The 22,880-nt window shown below is 63.0% G+C and carries 23 protein-coding genes and 1 tRNA gene; 4 read left to right on the top strand and 20 right to left on the bottom strand.

All coding sequences use genetic code 11. The features are described 5' to 3' along the window. Positions 1 to 89: 89 nt before the first annotated feature. Both HK353_RS06345 and HK353_RS06340 read left to right on the top strand, forming a co-directional pair. Positions 90 to 998 (top strand): acyl-CoA thioesterase, encoded by a 909-nt coding sequence (locus HK353_RS06345; RefSeq protein ID WP_173153995.1) that lies wholly within the window; start codon positions 90 to 92, stop codon positions 996 to 998. Further along, positions 995 to 1,240: a hypothetical protein gene (locus tag HK353_RS06340; RefSeq protein ID WP_342589831.1), complete on the top strand. Its 246-nt coding sequence runs from the start codon at positions 995 to 997 to the stop codon at positions 1,238 to 1,240. The genes HK353_RS06345 and HK353_RS06340 overlap by 4 nt, the downstream gene beginning before the upstream one ends. A gap of 168 nt (positions 1,241 to 1,408) precedes the next feature. Here the strand turns inward: HK353_RS06340 and ettA are convergent, their stop codons facing one another. The 9 genes from ettA to HK353_RS06295 form a co-directional block, all read right to left on the bottom strand. Further along, entirely contained in the window at positions 1,409 to 3,091 is a 1,683-nt protein-coding gene (ettA, locus tag HK353_RS06335) for an energy-dependent translational throttle protein EttA (protein ID WP_173153992.1), read from the bottom strand. A 109-nt stretch (positions 3,092 to 3,200) separates the two neighbouring features. Beyond that, positions 3,201 to 3,926, bottom strand: a complete 726-nt coding sequence (locus HK353_RS06330) for a DUF6993 domain-containing protein (RefSeq protein WP_173153989.1) — start codon at positions 3,924 to 3,926, stop codon at positions 3,201 to 3,203. Between the two features lie 101 nt (positions 3,927 to 4,027). Further along, positions 4,028 to 4,621: a single-stranded DNA-binding protein gene (locus tag HK353_RS06325; RefSeq protein ID WP_173153986.1), complete on the bottom strand. Its 594-nt coding sequence runs from the start codon at positions 4,619 to 4,621 to the stop codon at positions 4,028 to 4,030. A 190-nt stretch (positions 4,622 to 4,811) separates the two neighbouring features. Beyond that, a complete protein-coding gene (locus HK353_RS06320; RefSeq protein ID WP_173153983.1) occupies positions 4,812 to 6,392 on the bottom strand; it encodes a GTPase in 1,581 nt (526 codons plus the stop codon). Then, entirely contained in the window at positions 6,389 to 8,086 is a 1,698-nt protein-coding gene (locus HK353_RS06315; RefSeq protein ID WP_173153968.1) for a dynamin family protein, read from the bottom strand. Before HK353_RS06315 ends, HK353_RS06320 begins: the two co-directional genes overlap by 4 nt. A 124-nt stretch (positions 8,087 to 8,210) precedes the next feature. Beyond that, positions 8,211 to 8,284, bottom strand: a tRNA-Arg gene (locus tag HK353_RS06310). 121 nt (positions 8,285 to 8,405) lie between these two features. Further along, positions 8,406 to 8,612, bottom strand: coding sequence for a hypothetical protein (locus HK353_RS06305; RefSeq protein ID WP_139466994.1), 207 nt, complete (start codon positions 8,610 to 8,612; stop codon positions 8,406 to 8,408). A gap of 88 nt (positions 8,613 to 8,700) precedes the next feature. After that, on the bottom strand, positions 8,701 to 9,015 hold the full coding sequence (locus tag HK353_RS06300) for a thiamine-binding protein (RefSeq protein WP_173153965.1): 315 nt from the start codon (positions 9,013 to 9,015) through the stop codon (positions 8,701 to 8,703). Between the two features lie 87 nt (positions 9,016 to 9,102). Next, complete coding sequence (locus tag HK353_RS06295; protein ID WP_173153962.1) at positions 9,103 to 10,293, bottom strand: acetyl-CoA C-acetyltransferase; 1,191 nt, start codon at positions 10,291 to 10,293, stop codon at positions 9,103 to 9,105. 233 nt (positions 10,294 to 10,526) lie between these two features. Between HK353_RS06295 and HK353_RS06290 the strand changes: the two genes are divergently transcribed. Continuing rightward, the gene (locus tag HK353_RS06290) at positions 10,527 to 12,155 is read left to right on the top strand and encodes a coiled-coil domain-containing protein (protein WP_173153959.1); all 1,629 of its coding nucleotides are present in this window, start codon (positions 10,527 to 10,529) and stop codon (positions 12,153 to 12,155) included. A 186-nt stretch (positions 12,156 to 12,341) separates the two neighbouring features. Here HK353_RS06290 and HK353_RS06285 read toward each other — a convergent pair whose 3' ends face one another. Then, on the bottom strand, positions 12,342 to 12,638 hold the full coding sequence (locus HK353_RS06285; protein WP_245395823.1) for a hypothetical protein: 297 nt from the start codon (positions 12,636 to 12,638) through the stop codon (positions 12,342 to 12,344). A gap of 30 nt (positions 12,639 to 12,668) precedes the next feature. On the opposite strand from HK353_RS06285, the gene nucS reads away from it, so the two are divergent. Next, positions 12,669 to 13,364, top strand: coding sequence for an endonuclease NucS (nucS, locus tag HK353_RS06280; RefSeq protein ID WP_173153956.1), 696 nt, complete (start codon positions 12,669 to 12,671; stop codon positions 13,362 to 13,364). Between the two features lie 778 nt (positions 13,365 to 14,142). Here the strand turns inward: nucS and murA are convergent. The 10 genes from murA to atpB all read right to left on the bottom strand — a co-directional run bounded on the left by murA (position 14,143) and on the right by atpB (position 22,789). Further along, entirely contained in the window at positions 14,143 to 15,456 is a 1,314-nt protein-coding gene (gene murA / locus HK353_RS06275) for a UDP-N-acetylglucosamine 1-carboxyvinyltransferase (protein ID WP_173153955.1), read from the bottom strand. Continuing rightward, positions 15,456 to 15,923, bottom strand: coding sequence for a DUF2550 domain-containing protein (locus tag HK353_RS06270; RefSeq protein ID WP_025776910.1), 468 nt, complete (start codon positions 15,921 to 15,923; stop codon positions 15,456 to 15,458). The genes murA and HK353_RS06270 overlap by 1 nt, the downstream gene beginning before the upstream one ends. Before the next feature lie 22 nt (positions 15,924 to 15,945). Then, positions 15,946 to 16,206, bottom strand: coding sequence for a F0F1 ATP synthase subunit epsilon (locus HK353_RS06265; protein ID WP_173153952.1), 261 nt, complete (start codon positions 16,204 to 16,206; stop codon positions 15,946 to 15,948). 3 nt (positions 16,207 to 16,209) lie between these two features. Next, the gene (gene atpD / locus HK353_RS06260) at positions 16,210 to 17,658 is read right to left on the bottom strand and encodes a F0F1 ATP synthase subunit beta (protein ID WP_101545512.1); all 1,449 of its coding nucleotides are present in this window, start codon (positions 17,656 to 17,658) and stop codon (positions 16,210 to 16,212) included. 26 nt (positions 17,659 to 17,684) lie between these two features. Further along, positions 17,685 to 18,617, bottom strand: a complete 933-nt coding sequence (locus HK353_RS06255; protein ID WP_173153949.1) for a F0F1 ATP synthase subunit gamma — start codon at positions 18,615 to 18,617, stop codon at positions 17,685 to 17,687. A 31-nt stretch (positions 18,618 to 18,648) separates the two neighbouring features. Beyond that, positions 18,649 to 20,283 (bottom strand): F0F1 ATP synthase subunit alpha, encoded by a 1,635-nt coding sequence (gene atpA, locus HK353_RS06250; RefSeq protein ID WP_173153946.1) that lies wholly within the window; start codon positions 20,281 to 20,283, stop codon positions 18,649 to 18,651. Between the two features lie 81 nt (positions 20,284 to 20,364). Then, the gene (locus HK353_RS06245) at positions 20,365 to 21,171 is read right to left on the bottom strand and encodes a F0F1 ATP synthase subunit delta (protein ID WP_173153943.1); all 807 of its coding nucleotides are present in this window, start codon (positions 21,169 to 21,171) and stop codon (positions 20,365 to 20,367) included. Further along, positions 21,171 to 21,722, bottom strand: a complete 552-nt coding sequence (locus HK353_RS06240) for a F0F1 ATP synthase subunit B (protein ID WP_173153940.1) — start codon at positions 21,720 to 21,722, stop codon at positions 21,171 to 21,173. The genes HK353_RS06245 and HK353_RS06240 overlap by 1 nt, the downstream gene beginning before the upstream one ends. 11 nt (positions 21,723 to 21,733) lie before the next feature. Beyond that, a complete protein-coding gene (gene atpE, locus HK353_RS06235) occupies positions 21,734 to 21,961 on the bottom strand; it encodes a F0F1 ATP synthase subunit C (protein ID WP_173153937.1) in 228 nt (75 codons plus the stop codon). 81 nt (positions 21,962 to 22,042) lie between these two features. Further along, positions 22,043 to 22,789: a F0F1 ATP synthase subunit A gene (atpB, locus tag HK353_RS06230; RefSeq protein WP_039211199.1), complete on the bottom strand. Its 747-nt coding sequence runs from the start codon at positions 22,787 to 22,789 to the stop codon at positions 22,043 to 22,045. Positions 22,790 to 22,880 lie beyond the last annotated feature (91 nt).

Here is a 22,880-nt window from a genome sequence, read left to right as displayed (position 1 = left end):
CATCATGCCACCTTCCTCACGACGGTGCCGCACGCGATAGGATCGTGACTCGTACGCACGATTGGCCCAGTCATCCGAGGGAGAAGCCCATGACCGACGAAGCATCCTCCGAAGCGGAGGCGAACGTAGCTCGGCTGCACGAGATCCTCGATCTGCGCCGGCTCGAGTTCACTGCGGCGTCCAGCGAAACGGACTTCTTCATCGGGCACAGCCAGTACAAACCCGACGGTCGGGTCTTCGGCGGGCAGGTGCTCGCACAGTGTGTCGTCGCAGCAGCTGCCACACTTCCCAGTGACCGCCTGATCCATTCCCTCCACGGATATTTCCTGCGCGCCGGCGATGTCAGTGAGCCCATCGAATTCGGCGTCGAGCGGCTGCGCGACGGCCGTTCGTTCTCGGCCCGTCGCGTCCACGCTTATCAGAAGGGCGCGCCGATCCTTTCATTGAGCGCTTCGTTCCAGGACGACCAGCCGGGTCTCAGCCATGCCGAGCAGATGCCTACAGGTCTGCCGGCTCCCGATGACTGCCCGGAACTGCTTGACTATATCGGTGACGAGGATTCTCCGGTCGTCAGCGACTGGCTGAGGAAGCGTCCCTTCGAAGTCCGTCCTGTCGAGCCGTCTCTGCACACCTCGGGCGTCTCGGATCCCTCGATCACCGAACAGCATTCCTGGTTCCGAGCCAGTTCGACGTTCGGCGACGATCCGGTGCTCAATGCCGCGGCTCTGGCCTATGCCAGTGACTTCAACCTGCTCGAACCTGTCCTTCGTCATCACGAACTGACGTGGCGAACCCCGGGGCTGCGGGTGGCCAGCCTCGACCATGCGATGTGGTGGCACCACAGGGTGCGCGTCGACGACTGGATGCTCTATGTGCAGGAGTCTCCTGCCGCACAGGGTGGGCGCGGTCTCGGCTACGGCCGCATCTTCGCTCAGGACGGGACCCTGCTGGCCACTGTGGCCCAGGAAGGCATGGTCCGGGTCAAGGAGGTTCAGTGACGAGCAAGGACCCGACGATGATGGACATCATCGGCACCATCCTCAGCCGGCTGGTCAACGTGGCGCTTTTTCTCGTCATCGGGCTGCTCAGCCTCGTGGCGTTCATGGGACGCACGGATCTGCATGTGGCGGTCTGCGGGCTGTTGGCAGTCGTATGTGGAGTCGTCGGCACGATTCTCGTCCGGCTGCTGTTCAGAGGGATCGCGAACCTCGGCGGACTCACCCGCCGATCAGAGGACTGACTCTGCTCCTCATTCGGTCGAGGCTTCGGGCTGGCTCGTTTTGGACGCTCCGCCAGCGGACGCAGCGCACATCTCCCACCGATTCTGTGCGGGCGCGTTCATCGTCCACCTGTATCCGAAAGATGCGAAAGAAGAGTCGGAACCGGTTCGGCTCAGACCGAACTGAGCTCAGTCTCGGGTGAGACGACGGTGGGTGACTCGGTGCGGGCGGGCCGCGTTTTCGCCGAGTCGCTCGACCTTGTTCTTCTCATAGGCTTCGAAGTTGCCTTCGAACCAGTACCAGTTCGCAGGGTTCTCCTCTGTGCCTTCCCACGCGAGGATGTGCGTGGCCACACGGTCGAGGAACCAGCGATCGTGCGAGACGACCACGGCGCAGCCGGGGAACTCGAGCAGGGCGTTCTCCAGCGAGCCGAGGGTTTCGACATCGAGGTCGTTCGTCGGCTCATCGAGCAGGAGCAGGTTTCCGCCCTGTTTGAGGGTGAGTGCGAGGTTGAGGCGGTTGCGCTCACCGCCGGAGAGGACTCCGGCCTTCTTCTGCTGGTCCGGGCCTTTGAATCCGAACGCAGAGACATAGGCACGAGAGGGCATCTCCACCTTGCCGACCTGGATGAAGTCGAGTCCGTCGGAGACGACCTCCCACAGGTTCTTGTCCGGATCGATTCCGCCGCGGGACTGGTCGACATAGGAGATCTTCACGGTCTCTCCGACCTTGAGATCTCCGCCGTCGAGCTCTTCCATACCGACGATCGTCTTGAACAGCGTCGACTTTCCGACGCCGTTGGGTCCGATGACGCCGACGATGCCGTTGCGGGGCAGGGAGAAGCTCAGGCCGTCGATGAGTTTGCGCCCATCGAAGCCCTTTTCGATCTTGTCCGCTTCGATGACGACATCACCGAGGCGGGGGCCGGCTGGAATCTGAATCTCTTCGAAGTCGAGCTTCTGCGTCTTCTCCGCCTCGGCCGCCATCTCTTCGTAGCGGGCCAGTCGGGCCTTCGACTTCGTCTGCTTCGCCTTCGGGTTCGAACGCACCCATTCGAGTTCGTCTTTCAACCGCTTAGCGAGCTTCGCGTCCTTCTTGCCCTGGACCTGAAGGCGCTCCTGCTTCTTCGCGAGGTAAGTCGAGTAGTTGCCCTCATAGGGGTAGAGATGCCCACGGTCGACTTCGGCGATCCATTCGGCCACGTGGTCGAGGAAGTACCTATCATGGGTGATCGCGATGACAGCGCCCGGGTAGGTCTTCAGGTGCTGCTCGAGCCACAGCACCGATTCCGCATCGAGGTGGTTCGTCGGCTCGTCGAGGAGCAGCAGATCGGGCTTCTCCAGCAGAAGCTTGCACAGTGCCACACGGCGTCGTTCACCACCGGAGAGCACAGAGACGTCCGCGTCCGGCGGCGGGCACCGCAGAGCGTCCATCGCCTGTTCGAGCTGGGAGTCGAGATCCCAAGCGTCAGCGGCGTCGATGGCCTCCTGCAGCTTGCCCATCTCTTCCATGAGGGCGTCGAAGTCCGCATCGGGATCGGCCATCTCCTCGGAGATGGCATTGAAACGATCGACCTTTGCTTTGATCTCGCCGACGCCTTCTTCGACGTTTCCGAGGACGGTCTTCTCTTCATTCAGGGGCGGCTCCTGCATGAGGATGCCCACCGAGTACCCGGGGCTGAGTCGAGCTTCACCGTTGGAGGGCTGCTCGATACCCGCCATGATCTTGAGAATCGTAGATTTGCCGGCGCCGTTGGGGCCGACCATACCGATCTTCGCTCCGGGGTAGAACGACATCGATACATCGTCGAGGATGACTTTGTCACCGTGCGCTTTGCGCGCCTTGTGCATGGTGTAGATGAATTCGGCCATAGTGCACTCAGGCTATCGGTTCGGCGCACCCCAGCGCCACTTGACGCTCGGCATCCGCCGGGGTTGTCTGAACTTCCGCCGAGGCGACCAGACCTGCGTTGACGAGCGCTCAGCCGCCGCCGAGTGACGGGGCTTCACCCGAAGTGTCGCCCTCGTTCGAGGTCTCCTCGGACCCGCCCTCACCGGAGGATCCATCGGTGCCCTGAGAACCATCGGTTCCTTGGGAACTGTCGTTGCCTTCGGAGCCCTCAGTCCCTTCGACTCCCCCGGTGCTTGCCGACGCGGAGTCGTCTTCACTCGGCGCGGGGCTCTCGGTTTCACCGTCCTTGCCGTTGATGTCCTCACCGGGCAGGTGGCCGGCACCGTTCGAGTCGCCGTCTTCGTCGCGCTTCTCGCCCTTCGGTGCTTTGACACCTTTCGGCCGTTCCACTTCGCCGAACAGGCAGGAGCCCGTCGATTCGGTGGGCTGGACGAGGTCGGCGGTGGCTTTGCCCTTCCGGATCTCGCCGACGACGCAGCCCTTGTCGGTCTTGACTCCGAACATCTTCGAAGGAACCTCATTGCCGAGCGGCGATTCGTCGATCGTGGCCTCGAGCTGCTCGGGCTCATAGCCGGCGTCGAGCATCGTGGAGAAGAACTTCTTCGTCGACGGCACCGATTCCTTGTCACCCGTCAGTGGTTTGAGTGCCTTGAGCACCTTGTCGACTTCGGCAACGGGCTTCGCCTGGGTCTGCTTCGGCTGCGGCTGCGAATCATCGGCACCGAAGCCGAGCAGCGAACAGCCCGACAATGCCAGTGTCAGTGCCGCAGCACTCAGCACAGGAACAAGACGCATCTGCAACCTCGGCGAGAGGGGACGATTGACAGTCTCACTCTAGCGGATGACACGAGCCGCGAGGCGCAACGATTCGACAGGAAGGCAAGGAATTCACGCGATCAGAAGGGTGCCGCGATTTTTGCGGTCTCCTGTGCGATCGGATCATCTTCGGCACCGGTGTCGATGTCGGCATCGTCGCTGCTCGCGGTATCGACGATGTCGCCATGAGCGGTGTCGGCGTCGGATTCGGACTCCGGCGGCGTTTCGGCAGGGCTCAATGCGCTCCAACCCGAATCGTTCGATCCGGATGAATCAGAGGTCGTCTCTCCGGCCGTCGACTGTGAGCGGTCGGCTGCTTTGGCGCGCTTGTAATGAGCGGTTCCGTACCTCAGGTCGGGACCGATATGCTCCGCTACCACCGTCGGCGAGATTCCGCTGCGCTCCTCGGTGGCCCATTCTCGATTCCTCAGGCTGCCCGATACGATCACCGCGGCGCCGGTGTTGAGCGACATCGCGGAATTGCTCGCCAGGTCGCCGTAGCAGTCGACGCCGAACCACGAGGTGCCGTCTGTGACGAATTCACCGGTGTTCTTGTCGACTCGCCAGTGGTTGACGGCCAGCCTGAACGAGGCGCAGGCTCGCCCGGACGGCAGCGTACGTGCGCTCGGCGCGGTGGCGATGGTACCGGTGACGGTGATCGGGATTGCGGACATCGGTGTCTCCAAATCGGTGTGATGAAACCATACGGTCATCTGCGTCCGCATGGATCTCCAGTCAGCCCGGTCCTTCGCACCAGTGTCCAGAAACATGAACTGCCCTGTGGACAGAGGTTCTCCGTCCACAGGGCGTCACTGTCCGAGTCGCCCACGGGGTGTGTTCGAGTCGGAAATGCGTGTCTGCGTCTCAGCCGAGCATCTCGTATGCCCGTCGGTGTTCTCCGATGACGCTCTTCACCGAGTTGAGATACGAGCTCTGGGCGACGCGGCCGACCGCGTCTCGCAGCTTGCCGTCGACCTCGGAGGCCGCCTCCTTGGCGCCCTTGGCCCGCGCAGACTTCGCCACCAGAGAAGTCACGAATGAACCGATGCAGCCGATCAGGAACAACCCGATGCTGAGGATCCAACACCACGTCGGCAGGGCACCCGAACCGATTACGGCGACGAGGGCGGAGACGATGATGCCGAGGAGACCGATGATCGAGGCGACGAAGAAGATGATCTGCAGGGTGTGTGCCAGCGACCACCAACCAGGGCTCTGGCGAGTGATATCCACAGCCGTGACGGCCGAGTCGAGATTCTCCGACAGCTCGTCGGTGCTCTTCTTCTCTGCTTCCGCGGCCTCGTTCTGCCATGCCTGCGGCATGGTCGACACGGATTCTGCGAAGAGTTCGTGCGCCATGAGCCGGACGTGGGAGCTCTGTGCCTTCGTCGTCGCCGGCACCGAAGCGCGGACGAGCTCGTCCCTGTCCTGACCGTGCTTGGCACCCAGCGGATCGGGCGCATTGCGCTGGGCCCATGCGAGGATGGGGTACCCGGTCTTGCGGTAGGAACGACGGATGTAATCATCGTGCACGGTCTGTGCCACGGCTTCGACACCGGCGGCTTCCGACATCGTCTCGACCAGTCGGGATGCGCCGGCAAGTTCGTCCGGCGAGGAGACCGGTTCTCCGAGTTCCTTCCGGATCCGATTGGCCATCGCCTGCATATCGGCCAACAGCCTCTCGGCCGCTGCGTCGTTCGAGTCGACGGTGTCGGCGAGGATGCTGCGGATCTCCGGGATGCCCTCTCGAGTCACGGCCGAGGAGATGCGCACATTCGTCTCGCTCAGCCCATCCTCGTTGAGCAGCTGGCGCAGATGGTCGGTTGCGGCCTTCTGCTCCTCCGGACTGAGTTTGTCGATCTGGTTGAGGACGACGACCATGTTCGCGCTGTTCTCCGCGAGTTTGGTCAGGTACTCGGAGTGCAGTGAGAAGTCGGCGTATTTCTGTGGGTCGACGACCCAGAACACGACATCGACGAGTCCCACCAGACGATCCGACTCGACACGGTGTTCGACTGCCGTGGAGTCGTGGTCGGGCAGGTCGAGCAGGATCAGACCGTGCAGTCGCCTCTGATCGTCGCCGTCGAGCGCGGACTCGCGCCAGGTGCGGCTGCGTTCGGGAACATGCAGCCAGTCGAGGACATCGTTTCCGCCCTCGCCCCAGACGCATGCGGTCGGTCGTGAAGTCGTCGGCCTGCGCACACCGACACGGGCGATTTCGAGGCCGGCCACTGCGTTGAACAGTGATGATTTGCCGGAGCCCGTCGACCCGGCGAATGCCACGACGGTGAAGTCCTCTCCCAGGCCCAGACGGTCTTCCGCCCGATCGAGCAGATTCTGCGCATCGGTGCGAACGTCTCCGCCGAGCTTGTCGTCACTCAGCGACAGGGCATGTCGGATACCCTCGGCGAGGCGCCGGATCTCGGTCTGTGCGGAACTGTTCACAATGCCACCTCAAGTCGTTCACCGGAGGCGCGCAGGGCGCCCGCTTGCCGCGCCGGTACCGCGGATAGTCTCAATGCGTTGTCGAAAGGAGTACGGCAGCCCGCCACGATGCCCACAGCCGCGTCGAGGAAGCGCTGTCGGATCGATGCGATGAGCCTGGCCGCTTCGTCGGCTCCGAAGATCGTCTCCGCGAGATTGAGCGCGACTCCTGCACCTTGTCGGGTGCTCTGCCCGCCATCGCTGGCGCTTCGCGGATCCCAGAAGGCAGCGTATTCGACGACGGCGCAGACTCCTGCAACGCCGAAGGAGAGGATTCGGGCCTTGGACTTCTTTCCCTGACCGATATCGCGCACAAGCGCGTTGACTTCGTCCGACCAGGTACTTACCGCCGACTTCACTGAGTCCTCGAGCCCCGCGCCCACCGTGCGCAGTTCAGGCTGATCTTCGATGAGGGCGGCACCGGCAGCTGTGTTTCGCCACTCGGCATTGACTTCATCGACCACGTCGATGGCCTGTTCGCGCAGGGACACGGCCGCGCTGCGCAGGATGGCGACATGCAATGGAGTGGCCGCGTCATGTTTGCCGGTCACCGCAGCGGAGATGCGATCTCGCATACGAGCCATCGTCGGCTCCAGTCCCCGGAAGAGCTGACCTGTGCCCACGAAGTCCTGCCAGCGGGCATTGACCTCTCCGTGCAGGACCCGTCCGTCGGAGAAGACTTCGGCGAGCCCGGATTGAGCCGATCGGAAGCTCTTCTCCACTGAGCCGACCAGGGCGATGTGAGCCTGTTCCTGCGTTTCGGCGAAGTCGGCGAGCTCCCTGACCCGTGCGGGCAGCGCAGCGATCGCACCCGTCAGCGTGCGATTGCGGATGCGTTCGAGTGAGGTGCCCTCCGTGCCGACCTGAGAGATCCAGGAGCGAATCGGATAGATCGCCGCATGAGGCAGCAGACCGTCTTCCAGCTCGAGCTCTGCGACGGAGAAGATCGGTGAGTTCGCCAGCCCCGCATCGGCGAGCAGACTCGACAGGTGATGCCTGACTTCGCGGTTGGCTTCGGGTGGTACCCGATCGAGAACGATGGCCACCGAAGTGCTTCGCGCGGCCGCCGTCTTCAACAGAGCCCACGGAGCGGCGTCGGCATATCGGTTCGCCGTCGTCACGAAGAGCCACAGGTCGGCGCTGAGCAGAACCCTGCGCGAGAGCGCACGGTTCGTCTCCGAGACGGAGTCGATATCCGGACAGTCGAGGATTGCCGTGCCCGCTTCGATGTGCTCATCAGCGATGAGCACGACTCCGGGCATGGCCGACTGAGGGTCGGAGCTGCGCGGCAGGTCAGGCAGGTAATGCTCTGATTCGAAGAACTTCGCATCGGCGGGGTTGAAGATGACGACCGGGTTGCCCGTCGTCGGTCGACGCACGCCGGCAGGACTGACGTTGCGCCCTACGAGGGAGTTGACCAGTGTAGATTTGCCGGCACCTGTCGATCCTCCCACGGCGATGAGGAACGGAGTCCGCGAACGGTTGATCCGCGGCAGCACGTAGTCGTTGAGTTCCGCAGTCAGTGTCGAGTGTGCTGTGCCAGCGTCGGCGAAGTCTTCGCTGCGCAGGGTGAAGCGCGTCTCCGACACTCGCTTGACGATATCGTTCAACGCTTGGCCGACCGGCGGCGTCACGGCGCTCTTGCTCTCAGTCATCACGCCTCCACTCTCTATGTTTTCCCAGCTCGGCACCAACTGCCACGCCGTATCGGCGCGGAATTGCTCAGCGACAGCAGGGATCAGACGGACCCGCCCGATCAACGGATGCGGGCATGAGAAGCGCCCCCGGCGGGGCTCGAACCCGCGACCTACCGCTTAGAAGGCGGTTGCTCTATCCGACTGAGCTACGGAGGCTCAAATATCCTAACCGATGCTCGGATGTGAACAGAAAGCGGCCCCGGGTCGGTGCGGACTGTCTCATCCGTCACCTCGTACCGGGGCCAACGCGCTGCCGTGAAAGCAGGGCAGGAACATCTCAGTAGTGACGGGCTGCGTTCTCCATCGACTTCCTCACCGTCACGAATGACACGGCCACCACCCCCGTCATCGCAAGAATGACTGCCACGGCTTCGATCCCGAAGGCGAAGTCGACGATGATCGGGAAGAATCCTGCGAGCATGAAGCCCAGCAACGCGACAAGCGTGAGTGCCGTGGCAACGGAGAAGAGCTTTGCACCATTCATTGTCCATCTCCTTCGATCGATGCATCCGATGGAGAAAGACTAACGCCAGATGAGACTCACGTCACTGAGAATTTCGGAAGAATTCGTCTCAGCCTTCGCCGCGAGCGTCGATCGCTTTCTCCAGACGCTCGAGTTTGCCGTCGATCTCGCCGGAGTAACCGGGGCGGATATCGGCCTTGACCACCAGGGACACTCGAGTGCCGAACTCGCCGACAGCCTCGGTGGCCTCTTTGATGACCGCGAAGACGTCGTCCCATTCCCCTTCGATGGTCGTGAACATCGAGTCCGTCCGGTGCGGCAGACCGGAATTGCGGACGATCTCGACAGCCGCTGCCACGGCATCGTGGACCGAGGCGTCGGCCCCTTCTCCCCCACTGGGAGCGACTGAGAAAGCTGCGAGCATGATGGTGGTCCCTTCTGTTCGGTCCGGTGGGGAGCCGATCGGCTCCCCACCGGTTCATCTGTCTGGCTTGCGGCCGAACGACTCGGCTCAGGCCTGAGCGGGCACTGTCACGATGAGCGAGTCACCCTGCCCGCCGCCTCCGCAGAGTGCGGCGATACCCGTGCCGCCGCCTCGGCGCTGGAGTTCGAGGGCAAGGGTGAGGACGACCCGGGCTCCCGAGGCACCGATCGGGTGGCCCAGTGCGACGGCGCCGCCGTTGACGTTGACCTTGTCCTCGTCGATGCCGAGGTCCTTGGCGCTGGCCAGGCCGACGGCGGCGAAGGCTTCGTTGATCTCATAGAGGTCGAAGGAATCGGCTGCGACGCCTTCACGCTCGGCAGCGACCTTGATCGCCTGTGACGGCTGGTGCTGGAGAGTCGAGTCCGGTCCGGCGGTCCAGGCGTGCGAGCGGATCTCGGCGAGGATCGGAGCTCCGAGCTCTTCGGCCTTCTCACGCGACATGACAACGACGGCGCAGGCTCCGTCGGAGATCTGCGAAGCGTTGCCGGCGGTGATCGTTCCGTCCTTCCGGAAGGACGGCCGCAGCTTGGACAGGGACTCGGCTGTCGTGTCAGGACGCACACCCTCGTCTGCGGAGATGGTGACATCGCCCTTTCGCGAGCTGATAGTCACTGGCACGATCTCGTTCTCGAAGGCACCGGTCTTCTGTGCCGCCGCGGCGCGCTGGTGCGAACGCGCGGAGAACTCATCCTGCTCGGCGCGGGGGAACTCGCGGTCACCGGCATTGGCCTCTTCGGTCAGTCCGCCCATAGCCTGATCGGTGAATGCGTCCCAGAGGCCGTCATAGTCCATATGGTCCTTGGCGACGACATCGCCGTATTTGTACCCCGAACGCGACTTCATGAGCATGTGCGGCGCCTGGCTCATCGATTCCTGACCGCCCGCCACGACGACGTCGTACTCGCCGGCCCGGATCAGCTGGGCTGCCTGGGTGATCGTGTTGATGCCCGACAGGCACAGCTTGTTGACCGACACGGCCGGAACGGACATTGGGATGCCGGCTTTGACCGCCGCCTGACGACCGGGACCCTGACTGTTGCCGGCCTGCAGAACCTGACCCATGATCACATAGTCGACGTCGGAGCCCTGAATGCCGGCACGATCGAGTGCCCCGGCGATGGCTTCCGCGCCGAGCTCGACGGCACTGAGTTTCGACAACTCTCCCTGCAGTCGCCCGAACGGTGTGCGCGCTCCGGCGACGATCACTGCATCAGCCATATTTCCTCCTCGGATATCCGCGTTGCGCACTCGGGTCCGCAACACGTATGCATTTCGACATCCACCAGCCTAGTCGAGGCCCATGTGGCCTGCATCACGGGGTCCGCGCAGCCGTGGATCAACCCCTCGTCCACGCTCTCGCATTCGCACCCAACACTCATGGAGTCTCCGTTAGAGTAGGACGAGGACAGCTTAAGAACACCCCTTTTCCAAGATGACAGGAGTTCGCTTCAGTGACGCCCACCGAAGAATTCCGCACAGCGATGCGCGGCTACGAGAAGAGTGAAGTCGATGCGCGACTGCAGCAGCTGCGCACCGAGGTCGAGTCGGTCCGCAAGGCCCTGGCCGATGCACGCAGTCAGGTCATCAATGCAGATCGGGCGAAGCTGCAGATCGCAGGTGAGCTCTCCGAGGCCAAGGCACAGCTGAAGAAGGCTGCCAACGACAATGCGGAGGCGGCAGGGCCTCCCGGAAGCCGCATCGACCATCTTCTCAAGATCGCCGAGTCGCAGGCTCGCGAGACCCTGGCTCAGGCCAATTCCGATGCTGAGACGATCCGGAACAAGGCCCGCGCCGAGGCGGCATCCGCTCGCGCTCGGATGCACACCGAGAGCAACGACACACTGTCCAATGCGCGCTCGGAAGCCGATGCGATCACTTCCTCGGCTGAGCTGCGCGCCGAAGAGACGATCAAAGCCGCGGAGAAGCGCGCAGCCGAGCTCAGCGCAACCACCGAACGCGAGACCAAGCAGGCCAAGGAGGCGAATGCCGCTTCCGCAAAGGAGGCTCGCGAGAGCCTTGATCTCGAGCTCTCCGAACTGCGGGCGACCGCTGAGAAGGAAGCCGCGGATCTGCGTGCCGAGGCCAAGACCGAGGCAGAGGAGACGGTGGCGGCTGCTCAGGCACAGGCCGACGAGCTGCTCAAGTCCGCGAAGGCTCGCGACGAGGCTTCGAAGAAGGCCGGAAACGACTTCGACGTCGAGCTCGCAAACAAGCGCAAGGAAGCCGAGACCGAACGCAAGAAGCGCTACGAAGAGGCGCAGGTCGAGAACAAGAAGCTCGTCGAAGAGGCTCAGGCACGTGCGGCGAAGGCCGACACCGAGGCCAAAGAAGCTGCCGAGCGTGCGGAGCAGACTCGCACCGACGCGGTGAAGAAGGCCGACGAGATCATCGCCGACGGAAAGTCCCGCGCGCAGACGCTTATTGCGGAAGCTCGCGCCACCGCCGAGGCGACCATCGAGGAATCCGCGGCAGAGGCCAAGCGCAATGTCGCCTCCGCACAGTCGCAGGTCGATCTGCTCACGAAGCAGCGCAAGACGATCACTGCTCAGCTCGATCAGCTCCGTTCGCTGTTCGCTATGCCCGGGGTCATGGGCGGCGACTCAGTGGATCCGGCGAAGGCCGAATCGGCGTCTCAAGCCACCGAGCAGATCGCCGACGGTCAGGAGCTCGAAGACCTGCTGGCCGACGATGACTCCTCAGAGGATTCGCCGAGGTCCGAGGACTCCGCGAAGTCGACCGATGACGCTGCGGCGAACGACTCCGATGCCGACTCCTCGAAGTCCGGGTCCGCCTCGGGCGGGGGTTCGAAGTCGACCGGGCCAGCGAAGAGCGATAGTGCCGGAGCCAAGGGCAATGGCCCGGCGAAGGCATCCGACGAGTCGGCCGAAAGCTCGAAGTCGACTCCTGCTTCGAAGAACGCTTCAGAGTCGAACGCTGACTCTGCCGCTGATGAGAAGGACACGGCTGGCGAGGATCTGCCCAACGGCGCCACCGACGAGGACACTATCTCGATCAACGCTCAGGTCTCCGGCTCGAAGGACAACTCGAAGACTTCGCGCTCGCGCAACTCGCTGCGCTGAGACCGATTGAGTCGAGTCCGGCTGGGTCGAGACCGATTGATCTGAGACCGGCAGAATCGACTATGACGAAGGGACCCGCTGATGCGGGTCCCTTCGTCATTGTGAGGCACGTTGGCTGACTGAGGTCTCAGTCGACTCCAGCCCAGTTTACGACAGCCCGGAGATCATCTGATCTCACCTTAACCGTCACCGGAAGCGGTCGAAGCAGTGCTGGTGCCAGTGCCGCCTGCTTTCGACCCCGATCTCGATTCCGTGGGGAGCATCCTGACGCCACGCAACGATATGGCTCGTGGCGGCACTGACATCGCGGCCGCAGCCAGGGCAGACATAGATCTTGCCGGATTCGTTCCCCTTCACGGTCTGCACGGACCAGGTTCCGTCCGGCAATGAACGGCTTGTTCTCATGCCTGCCACAGAGTCGGACAGATCGCGGGGAGCCTGCTGCCATTTGTTCTTGCGACGCGAGGATGAAGATCGTGGCATAGAGTCATTGTCTCACGTAGGCTGAAGCGCGTGCGTCTAGTCATTGCCCAATGCTCCGTTGATTATGCCGGTCGTCTGACCGCCCACCTTCCGATGGCCACCCGCCTCATTATGCTCAAGTCTGACGGCTCGGTGCTCATCCATTCCGACGGTGGTTCCTATAAGCCGCTGAACTGGATGACTCCCCCGTGTACGGTTCGGCATATCGAGCCCGACGCCGAGCAGGAAGAGGCCGGCCTGACGGAGCTGTGGGAGGTTTCGCAGACGAAGACCGGTGACCGTCTCGTCATCTCCATCGCCGAAGTCCTCGCTGACGACTCCTATGAGTTCGGGGTCGATCCGGGGCTGGTCAAGGACGGGGTCGAAGCGCATCTGCAGGAACTGCTTGCTGAGCATATCGAGACCCTCGGCGAGGGCTACAGTCTGGTGCGCCGAGAATACATGACCGCGATCGGCCCGGTGGACATCTTGGCTCGTGACGACGGACAGAAGTCTGTGGCGGTGGAGATCAAGCGCCGCGGCGATATCGACGGTGTCGAACAGCTGACCCGCTATCTCGAGCTGATGAATCGCGATCCGCTGCTGAGCCCAGTCAACGGAGTCTTCGCCGCTCAGGAGATCAAACCGCAGGCACGCACTCTCGCTGAGGACCGCGGCATCCGTTGCGTCGTTCTCGACTACGATGCCCTCCGCGGAATGGACGACCCCGAGACGCGCCTCTTCTGATCACCCAGGGTCAAGCGGCGGACGGGCCCACGGTCAATCCGCGGGTTAGCCGGCCACCCACTCCAGCCTCGCCGATCAACGAAGACGTCGTCTCGCTCGACGTAAGGAATTGGAAGGCCGTGAACGATGAGTGCGCTGCGGTGAGAGAATACTGCGTCCGGAGGCAGGCGATCGACGTACGACCGGACGAGGATTCTCAGATCTTCCACGCGTTTGCGCAGGCCCGTCGACTCTATCGGCAGTGTGGTTGTGGGAGCCGCCGCTATCGCACTGGCGAAACTGTGCGCCGGATCAGAACATTCTGCGGTGACAACATATCGCCCTCGTTCCAATCGTCGCAGACAGCATCGTTCGGCGGCTCTGATCCGATGACAGTCCCACCCGGCCTCGAGCAGTGCGGCAGTCGACAGACATCCATACATGCCTTCAAGCATGGGTGACGAGACGCTGGAGAACCAGAATGAGAAGTCAGGCTGTGGACAACGCTCGACTCCTCCACACAGACCGCATCGTCATGAGGATCGACCGATATGCAGGACAGCGGAACCACCGCGCAAGCCCTCGAACGGCGGTCGGTAGCAGTCGCCGTTCAAGGCGAAGCGCGAATTCCGCGCCGTTCACCTGTCGACAGAGGAGGGCGGGCTTGAACGAGAGCGCGAACCTCGGACAGACGGGAGCCGGCTTGAACGAGCGCGAAGACGACAGAGAACCGAGGGCCGACTTGCAAGAACGAGGCAACTCCTGACAGCCAGGGTCCGCGAAGTTCGTCGAGAGAGATCTAGTCGAAGCTGAGGACGTCGCGCTTCTCGACGCGTTCGATGCCGACACCGAGTGCGCGAAGATTATCGACGAAATTCTCGTAGCCGCGTTCGATGTGATCGATTCCCGATACCTCGGTCACTCCCCCGGCGCGCAGAGCGGCCATCACCAGGCCCGCTCCCGCGCGGATGTCGGAGGCTTCGACTTCAGCACCGGATAGACTCTCGCTGCCGGTGACGAGCGCATGGTTTCCGTCGATGCGGACCTTCGCACCGAGGCGGGCGATCTCCTGGACGAAGCGCCAGCGCGCTTCGAACAGGTTCTCAGACAGCAGACCGATTCCGTCGGACACCGAGTTCAATGCGATGACGAACGGCTGCAGATCCGTCGGGAAGCCCGGGAACGGCATGGTGGCCACCCGGATGGCATGAGGACGCGAGGCGCCGATGACACGGAATCCCTTGCCCTGCGTACCGTCACCGAGGATGATCTCACCAAGATCTTCCACCGTGGCGCCCGAATCCCGAAGCTTCATCCCGATATTGGGCATGATGTCGAGCCCGACCCCGCGCACGGTCACATCGCCCGCGCTCAGAGCAGCGCCGAAGGCGAAGGTTCCGGCGACGATGCGATCACCGACGGTGCGGTGGGTGACCGGCTGCAGCGATTCGACACCGGTGATGGTGAGGTCAGAGGTGCCGATCCCCTCGATCTGCGCGCCCATCTCGACGAGCATCGTGCAGATGTCGACGATCTCCGGTTCGCGCGCGGCATTGGCGATGGTAGTGGTGCCATGGGCGAGAGTCGCCGCCATAACGAGGTTTTCGGTGGCTCCGACGGAAGGGAATTCGAGGACGATCTCGGTGCCGCGCAGACCGTTCGGAGCCTCGGCGATGAAATAGCCGTGGTCGAGGTGGACGACAGCGCCCAGGGCTTCGAGACCGGCCTGATGCATGTCGAGTCCCCGGGATCCGATGGCGTCACCGCCGGGAAGAGCCACATGTGCGGCTCGCATCCGTGCGGTCAGCGGGCCGAGGACGGAGATCGAAGCACGCATTGCGCGGACGAGTTCGTAGTCGGCTTGGATGCCGACTTCGGCGGGGACGTCGATGCTCACGGCGCCGGCTTCGGCGTCGTAGTCGACCTCGCAGCCGAGGCGGACGAGCAGTTCGACCATGATCCGCACGTCGAGGATGGCCGGGACGTTGGTGATGGTGGTGCGTCCCACGGCGAGCAAACTCGCAGCCATGAGTTTGAGGACGCTGTTCTTGGCCCCTCTGACATCGATGGTTCCCGCCAACTGTGCGGGCCCGGTCAAGCGGAAGACATCCATTAAGTGAAACGTCCCATCGTCGGATTGAAGCCAGGAGGTGATGATTCGAGCCACGAAGCCATCGTGGACAGGGATTCGGTGTCCATTGCCAGAGACACGGAACGCGGACGACCGTCCGCCTTGCCGTACGAACAGTCGACGACGACCGCTTCGGGAAGGACCGAGTACTGCTCACCGGAGGTGGGCTTGCGCCGGACGAGGATGTCGAGATCCGCGCGCGGCAATCGGAACGCGGCGCGCCGCGTCAGTGCGAAGACCGGATACCAGTCCAGGGAAGTGACTGAGAACACGGCCACGCCCAAACGCCAACGTGGGCGAGAAGAATACTCCTCGCCCACGTTGATGGAACAGTCAAAGGCACCCGAGAGCTTCGAGATCGACCTGCGTCGGATCGTGACGACCACGATCAGAGCAAGCGCAAGTCCTACCAACGAGAGCAGAACGATCAGCAGGACAGAAGGGTTCACGGTTGCCAGTGTAACCTGCGGATCAGAGAAGTTCGGCCTGATCAGCGGCAATGATCACACGGTTGTTCTCCATCGAGAGGAATCCGCCATCGGCTTTGACTCTGATGGTGTCCTCTCCCGGGGTGAGAATCCGTGCTTCGCCGTCGGCGATGACACCCAGCACGGGCTCGTGGCCCGGCAGGATGCCGATCTCGCCGTCGAGGGTACGGGCGATGACGCGCTTGGCCTCACCGACCCATACCTCGCGATCAGCAGCCACGACATTCACTTCGAGTGCCGCCATGGCTTACTTCTGCATCTCTTCGTAGTTGCGCATGACATCGTCAAGGCCACCGACGTTGAAGAATGCCTGCTCCGGGATGTGGTCGACTTCGCCGGAGCAGATCTTCGAGAAGCCTTCGATCGTGTCGGCCAGCGGCACGGTCGAACCGGGAACCTGAGTGAACTTCTCAGCGGTGTAGGTGTTCTGCGAGAGGAACTGCTCGATGCGACGCGCACGGTGGACGACGAGCTTGTCCTCTTCACCGAGTTCGTCGACGCCGAGGATCGCGATGATGTCCTGCAGCTCCTTGTTCTTCTGCAGAATCGCCTTGACCTCGTTGGCGACGCGGTAGTGCTCGTCACCGACGATCAGCGGATCGAGGATGCGCGAGGACGAGGCCAGCGGGTCGATAGCCGGGTAGAGACCGCGCGAGGCGATGTCGCGGCTGAGCTCGGTGGTCGCGTCGAGGTGGGCGAAGGTCGTCGCCGGAGCCGGGTCGGTGTAGTCATCGGCCGGAACGTAGATCGCCTGCATCGACGTGATCGAGTGACCACGAGTCGAGGTGATGCGTTCCTGCAGCAGACCCATCTCGTCAGCCAGGTTGGGCTGGTAGCCCACGGCCGAGGGCATGCGACCCAACAGGGTCGAGACCTCGGAACCGGCCTGGGTGAAGCGGAAGATGTTGTCGATGAACAGCAGCACGTCCTGGTTCTGCACATCGCGGAAGTACTCCGCCATGGTCAGCGCCGACAGCGCCACGCGCAGACGGGTGCCTGGCGGCTCATCCATCTGACCGAACACGAGCGCGGTGTCCTTGAAGACGCCGGCCTCGTCCATCTCCATGATGAGGTCGTTGCCCTCACGGGTCCGCTCGCCCACACCGGCGAACACCGAGGTTCCCGAGTGGTTGTGCGCGATACGGAAGATCATCTCCTGGATGAGGACGGTCTTGCCGACACCGGCGCCACCGAACAGACCGATCTTTCCACCCTGGACATAGGGCGTCAGGAGGTCGATGCTCTTGATGCCGACTTCGAGGATCTCGGTCTTGGACTCGAGTTCGTCGAAGGCCGGAGCCTGACGGTGGATGGGCCACCGCTCGGAGATCTCCAGCTCCTCGCCGTCGGCGAGGTTGAGGCAGTCACCGGTGGTGTTCCACACGTGGTGCTTGGTCACGTCTCCGACGGGAACGGAGATCGGTGCGCCGGTGTCGACGACTTCCTGGCCGCGGACGAGTCCGTCGGTGGGCTGCAGCGACACGGCGCGGACGAGTCCGTTGCCCAGGTGCAGTCCGACCTCGAAGGTCAGCTTCCTGGTTCCCTCGGACAGGTCCACTGACGTGGTCAGTGCGTTGTAGATCTGGGGCACGGAGTCGAGCGGGAACTCGATGTCGACAACCGGGCCGATGACTCGGGAAATCCGGCCGAGGGCAGTGCCCTGTGCCGGAGAGGTTTCCGTTGCTGTGGCAGTCATGGTCTCTTTCTCTCTGCTCTCGCCGGTCAGTCGCCGGCTGCCGATGCCGCGAGGGCATCCGCCCCACCGACGATCTCGGTGAGTTCCTGGGTGATTTCCGCCTGGCGAGCCGTATTGGCCAACCGGGTGTAGGTCTTGATGAGATCATCCGCGTTGTCCGTGGCCGTCTTCATCGCTGCCTGACGTGATGCCTGCTCCGAGGCCGAAGCGCTCAGCAGGGCCGACAGGATGCGCGAATCGATGTACCGCGGCAGCAGTGCGTCGAGGACAGCCTCTGCACTCGGTTCGAACTCATAGAGAGGGAACGCGGACGCATCGGTCGAACCTGCGGACTGTCCGCCTGTCGTCGCCTCATCGGCGTCGACGACCTCCAGCGGCAGCAGTCTCCGGTATTCCGGATCGTGTGTGACGCTGGAGACGAACTTCGTGAACACGATGTAGATCTCATCGACACCCGAGTCCTCGGACTCCGGATCGAAGTTCTCCAACAGAGCTGCGCCGATCTCTCGGGCGACCTCAGCCGTCGGATTCTCGGAGATTCCTGTCCAAGACTTCTCGATCTTGCGATCGCGGAAGGTGTAGTAGTTCTTGGCCTTGCCTCCGACCGTAAAGAGCTCCACCTGCTTGCCTTCGTCCTTCAGGAGCCGAACGAGCTCCTCGGCCTCACGCAGCAGGTTCGCCGAGTAGGCACCGGCGAAGCCGCGGTCCGGACCGATCACGAGCACTGCGGCTCGCTTGACGTTGTCCGACTCGGTGGTGAGCACGTGGTCGACGTTCGACTCGCTGGCCACCGCCGACACGGCCCGGGTGAGGGCGTTCGCGTACGGGCTGGCGGCCTGCGAGCGGGCAATGGCCTTCTGAATCCGCGAAGCAGCGATGAGTTCCATCGCCTTGAAGATCTTCCTCAAGGACTGAGTCGAGCGGATCTTCTGTTTGAAGACCCTCTGCTGGGCTCCCATCAGTTCTTCCTTTCGCCGTTACGGAACAGGTTCAACGCTTCTGCCGAACGATCTGCTCCTGCTCGACCTCGTCAGAGGAGGCGGTGGCTGTGTCTTCGCTGCCGGCCTTCGATCCGCCGTGGTCAGAGCTGGCGAAGTTGCGCGAGAACTCGTCGAGCACGTTCTTCAGCTCTGCAGTGGTGTCGTCATCGAGCTTGAGCGTCTCACGGATGGTTGTGAAGATGCCCGTCTTGCGTTCGATGTGGTCATGCAGCTCGGACTCGAAGCGCAGCACGTCTTCGACCGGGATCTCGTCGAGGTAGCCGTTGGTGCCGGCAAAGATCGACACAGTCTGCTTCTCGAACGGCATCGGCGTGTACTGACCCTGCTTGAGCAGCTCGGTCAGGCGTGCACCACGGGCCAGATCGCGCTTCGTCGCATCGTCGAGGTCGGAGGCGAACATCGCGAACGCCTCGAGTGAACGATACTGAGCCAGCGAGATCTTCAGCGTGCCCGAGACTCCCTTGAGAGCCTTCGTCTGAGCGGCACCACCGACTCGCGACACGGACACACCGACGTCGACAGCGGGGCGCTGACCGGCGTTGAAGAGATCCGACTGCAGGAAGATCTGACCGTCCGTGATCGAGATGACGTTGGTCGGAATGAAGGCACCGACGTCGTTCGCCTTGGTCTCAATGATGGGCAGACCGGTCATCGAACCGCCGCCGAGCTCGTCGGAGAGCTTCGCACAGCGCTCGAGGAGACGCGAGTGCAGGTAGAAGACGTCACCCGGGTAGGCTTCACGGCCCGGCGGGCGACGCAGCAGCAGCGAAACCGCACGGTAGGCCTCGGCCTGCTTCGACAGATCGTCGAACACGATGAGGACGTGCTTGCCGTCGTACATCCAGTGCTGACCGATGGCGGAACCCGAGTAGGGAGCCAGGTACTTGAAGCCGGCGGGATCGGAAGCGGGTGAAGACACGATGGTCGTGTATTCGAGAGCACCGGCCTCTTCGAGCGAGCGGCGGACACCCGCGATGGTCGAGCCCTTCTGGCCGACGGCGACGTAGATACAGCGGACCTGCTTCTTCGGGTCGCCGGTCTCCCAGTTGGCCTTCTGGTTGATGATCGTGTCGATCGCCAGAGCGGTCTTACCGGTCTTGCGGTCGCCGATGACCAGCTGACGCTGTCCACGGCCGACCGGGATCATCGCGTCGATGCTCTTGTAGCCGGTCTGAAGGGGCTCGCGCACCTCCTGGCGGTCCATCACACCTGCGGCCTGGAGCTCGAGCTCACGACGGCCGACGGTCTCGATGTCGCCGAGTCCGTCCACGGGACGACCCAGCGGATCGACGACGCGGCCGAGGTAGCCGTCGCCGACGGGGATGGAGAGGACCTCGCCGGTGCGGTACACGTTCTGCTCTTCGGCGATTCCGGAGAACTCACCGAGGATGACGACGCCGATTTCGCGCTCGTCGAGGTTCTGTGCGAGGCCCAGGGTTCCGTCTTCGAACCGCAGGAGCTCATTGGCCATGGTGCCAGGCAGACCCGAGACGTGGGCAATTCCGTCACCAGCGGTGACGACCTTGCCGACCTCGGCCTTTTCCGAGCTCTCGGGGTTGTACGAGTCAACGAACTTCCCGAGAGCGTCCCGGATCTCTTCCGGGCGAATTGTCAGTTCCGCCATCTGGTTTCCCTGCTTCCTTTTCTCAAATCTTGCGTCCGACGACCGGTGGGCCGCCGATGCCGGAGAAGCCGGCCACTAGTGTCAACCTGCGAGCTTGCGCTGCACATCGGCCAGTCGATCGGCCACGGTCGAGTTCATCATCTCGTCGCCGACCTGCACCCGGACTCCCCCGATAACCTCGGGATCGACCTGGACATTGAGGACGAGTTCACGGCCGTAGCTGGCCGACAGTGCTGCCTGCAGCCGTTCGGTCTGGGACTCGCTCAGCGGGTTGGCCACGGTGACGTCTGCAACCGAGCGCTGCTGCCGGGCTGCGAGGATGTCGCTGTACTGGTCGAGAGCCTTCGCCACGCGGAGTCCGCGCGGGTGCAGTGCGGCCTGCTCGACCAGTCGGATGGTGTCAGGCTGAGCCTTGCCCGACAGCAGGTCGGAGACGAGAGCGCGTTTGCTCTCGGCGTCAGCCTGAGAATCGAGTGCCCGGGACAGCTCGTGGTTGGATTCCAGCAGACGCGCGAAGCGGAAGATCTCCTCTTCGACCTGGCCGAGCTGGCCGCTGCTCTGAGCGGCCGCGGCGATCGCCGTGACTCCGGCGACCTCCAGGCTGGTGACCAGGTCCTGAGTCCGCGCCCAGCGACGGCCGACGGCCTCGTCGCTGATGCGCAGAACCGCATCCGTGATCCGAGTCGAGAACAGAGTCCGCAGCAGCTGCTGCTTCCTCTCGGCCGACTCGGAGGAGTCTGCCAGAGCCTTGCGCAGTCCGACATTCTCGGCAAGGACGCCGACGAGCGCCAGAGTCTCCTCACCGATCTGTCGGGGGTCTCCCCCGGAGATCTCGGAGTTCGCGGTCTCCAGGACGGCCTGCAGGGACAACCTGCTCGACTGGAGCATCACGCCCCCTTGACCGGCTGGCCGGACGATTCGGACTCGAGATCGGAGATGAAGCGATCGACCACATTGGCCGAACGCTGATCATCGGTGAGGGACTCGCCGACGATGCGCGAAGCCAGATCCGTGGCCAGCGAACCGACCTCCGAACGCAGCTGCACCATGGCGGCCTGGCGTTCAGCGTCGATCTGGTTCTGAGCCGATGTGATGATGCGGTCAGCCTCGGAGTGAGCCTGCGCCTTCGTATCGGCGATAATCTGAGCGCCTTCTTCCTGAGCCTCGGCGCGGAGTCGTGCAGCCTCTGCACGACCGTCGGCGAGCTGCTTCTGATATTCGGCCAGAGCCTGATCGGCTTCGGCCTGCACCTTCTCAGCCTTCTCAATGCCACCCTGGATGCGCTCGGCGCGCTCGTCCAGAGTCTTATTGAAAGCCGGGAGGACGTACTTCCAGACGACCAGGAAGACGATCAGCAGGCAGACGGCACTCCAGACGATGTCGTACAGCGCCGGGAGAAGCGGGTTCTCCGCGGAGGCGACGATGTTTACCGGAGTCATGTCTCACTGCCTCACTGAGTAAGGAAGAACGGGGTGGCGATACCGATGAGGGCCAGGGCCTCGATCAGAGCGATACCGAGGAACATGTTTCCGCGCAGGGCGCCGGCCATTTCGGGCTGACGAGCGGTTCCCTCGATGGTCTTGCCGATAACGATTCCGACACCAATACCGGGACCGATGGCGGCAAGGCCGTAGCCGAGGGTCGAAACGCTACCTGTCACTTCGGCGAGCATATCCATAGGATGCTTTTCCTTTCATAATGAAGCCGGGTGGTTGGCCCGACCGTGCAACTCGAGAGTTACGGTTCTTGGGGCGCGATCTCAGTGTTCGTCAGAGATCGCGGCATTGATGTACACACACGACAGAAGAGCGAAGATGTAGGCCTGCAGCACGACGATGAGCATCTCCAGGATGAAGACGAACATGCCGCCGGCGAAGGTGACGATGCCGAAGAACTGGAATCCGTTCGCAGCGTCGAAGAGGAAGAAGCTCGTGGCGGAGAAGCAGAGGACGAGCAGGAGGTGGCCGACCATCATGTTCGCGAAGAGTCGGATCGCCAGAGTGAACGGCTGGGTGACGAACTTCGTGATGAACTCGATCGGGATGAGCAGAATGTGCATGGCCGGCGGAACGCCGGGCAGGATGAGCGAATCCTTGAGGTAGCGGCCGAGGCCCTTCTCTGCGATGCCGGCCCAGTGGTAGGTCACATAGACGACGAGGGTCAGCACGATCGGCATGCCGATGACACCGGTGCCCGGCATGTTGAGGAACGGGATGAGCTTCGTGACGTTCCAGAAGAGGATGCCGAAGAAGATCGCCACAATGAGCGGCATGAACTTCTTGGCCTTCTCCTTGCCCATCGTGTCCTCGGCGATGCCGACGGTCACGAATTCCATGGCGAGCTCCATGCTCGACTGGAAGCGGGACGGAATGAGCTTCATGCGCTTGGCCCAGACAGCCAGCAGCACAACGACAGCGACGGTGGCGATGATGCGGATGAGCATCACGCGGTTCATTTCGAACGGTGTGCCCTCAAACAGGAACGAGGCTGGAAAGAATTCAGCCATCGACGGTGCGTGGAAGCCGCCTTCTGCAGCACTGACTGTTGTGTTCGCGGCGTTGAGTGTTCCCACGTTTTTACTACTCTCCCATGGTCAA

Source organism: Brevibacterium permense (assembly GCF_013280495.1).
Taxonomy (GTDB): domain Bacteria; phylum Actinomycetota; class Actinomycetes; order Actinomycetales; family Brevibacteriaceae; genus Brevibacterium; species Brevibacterium permense.
This window is presented reverse-complemented; position numbering and strand designations above follow the sequence as displayed.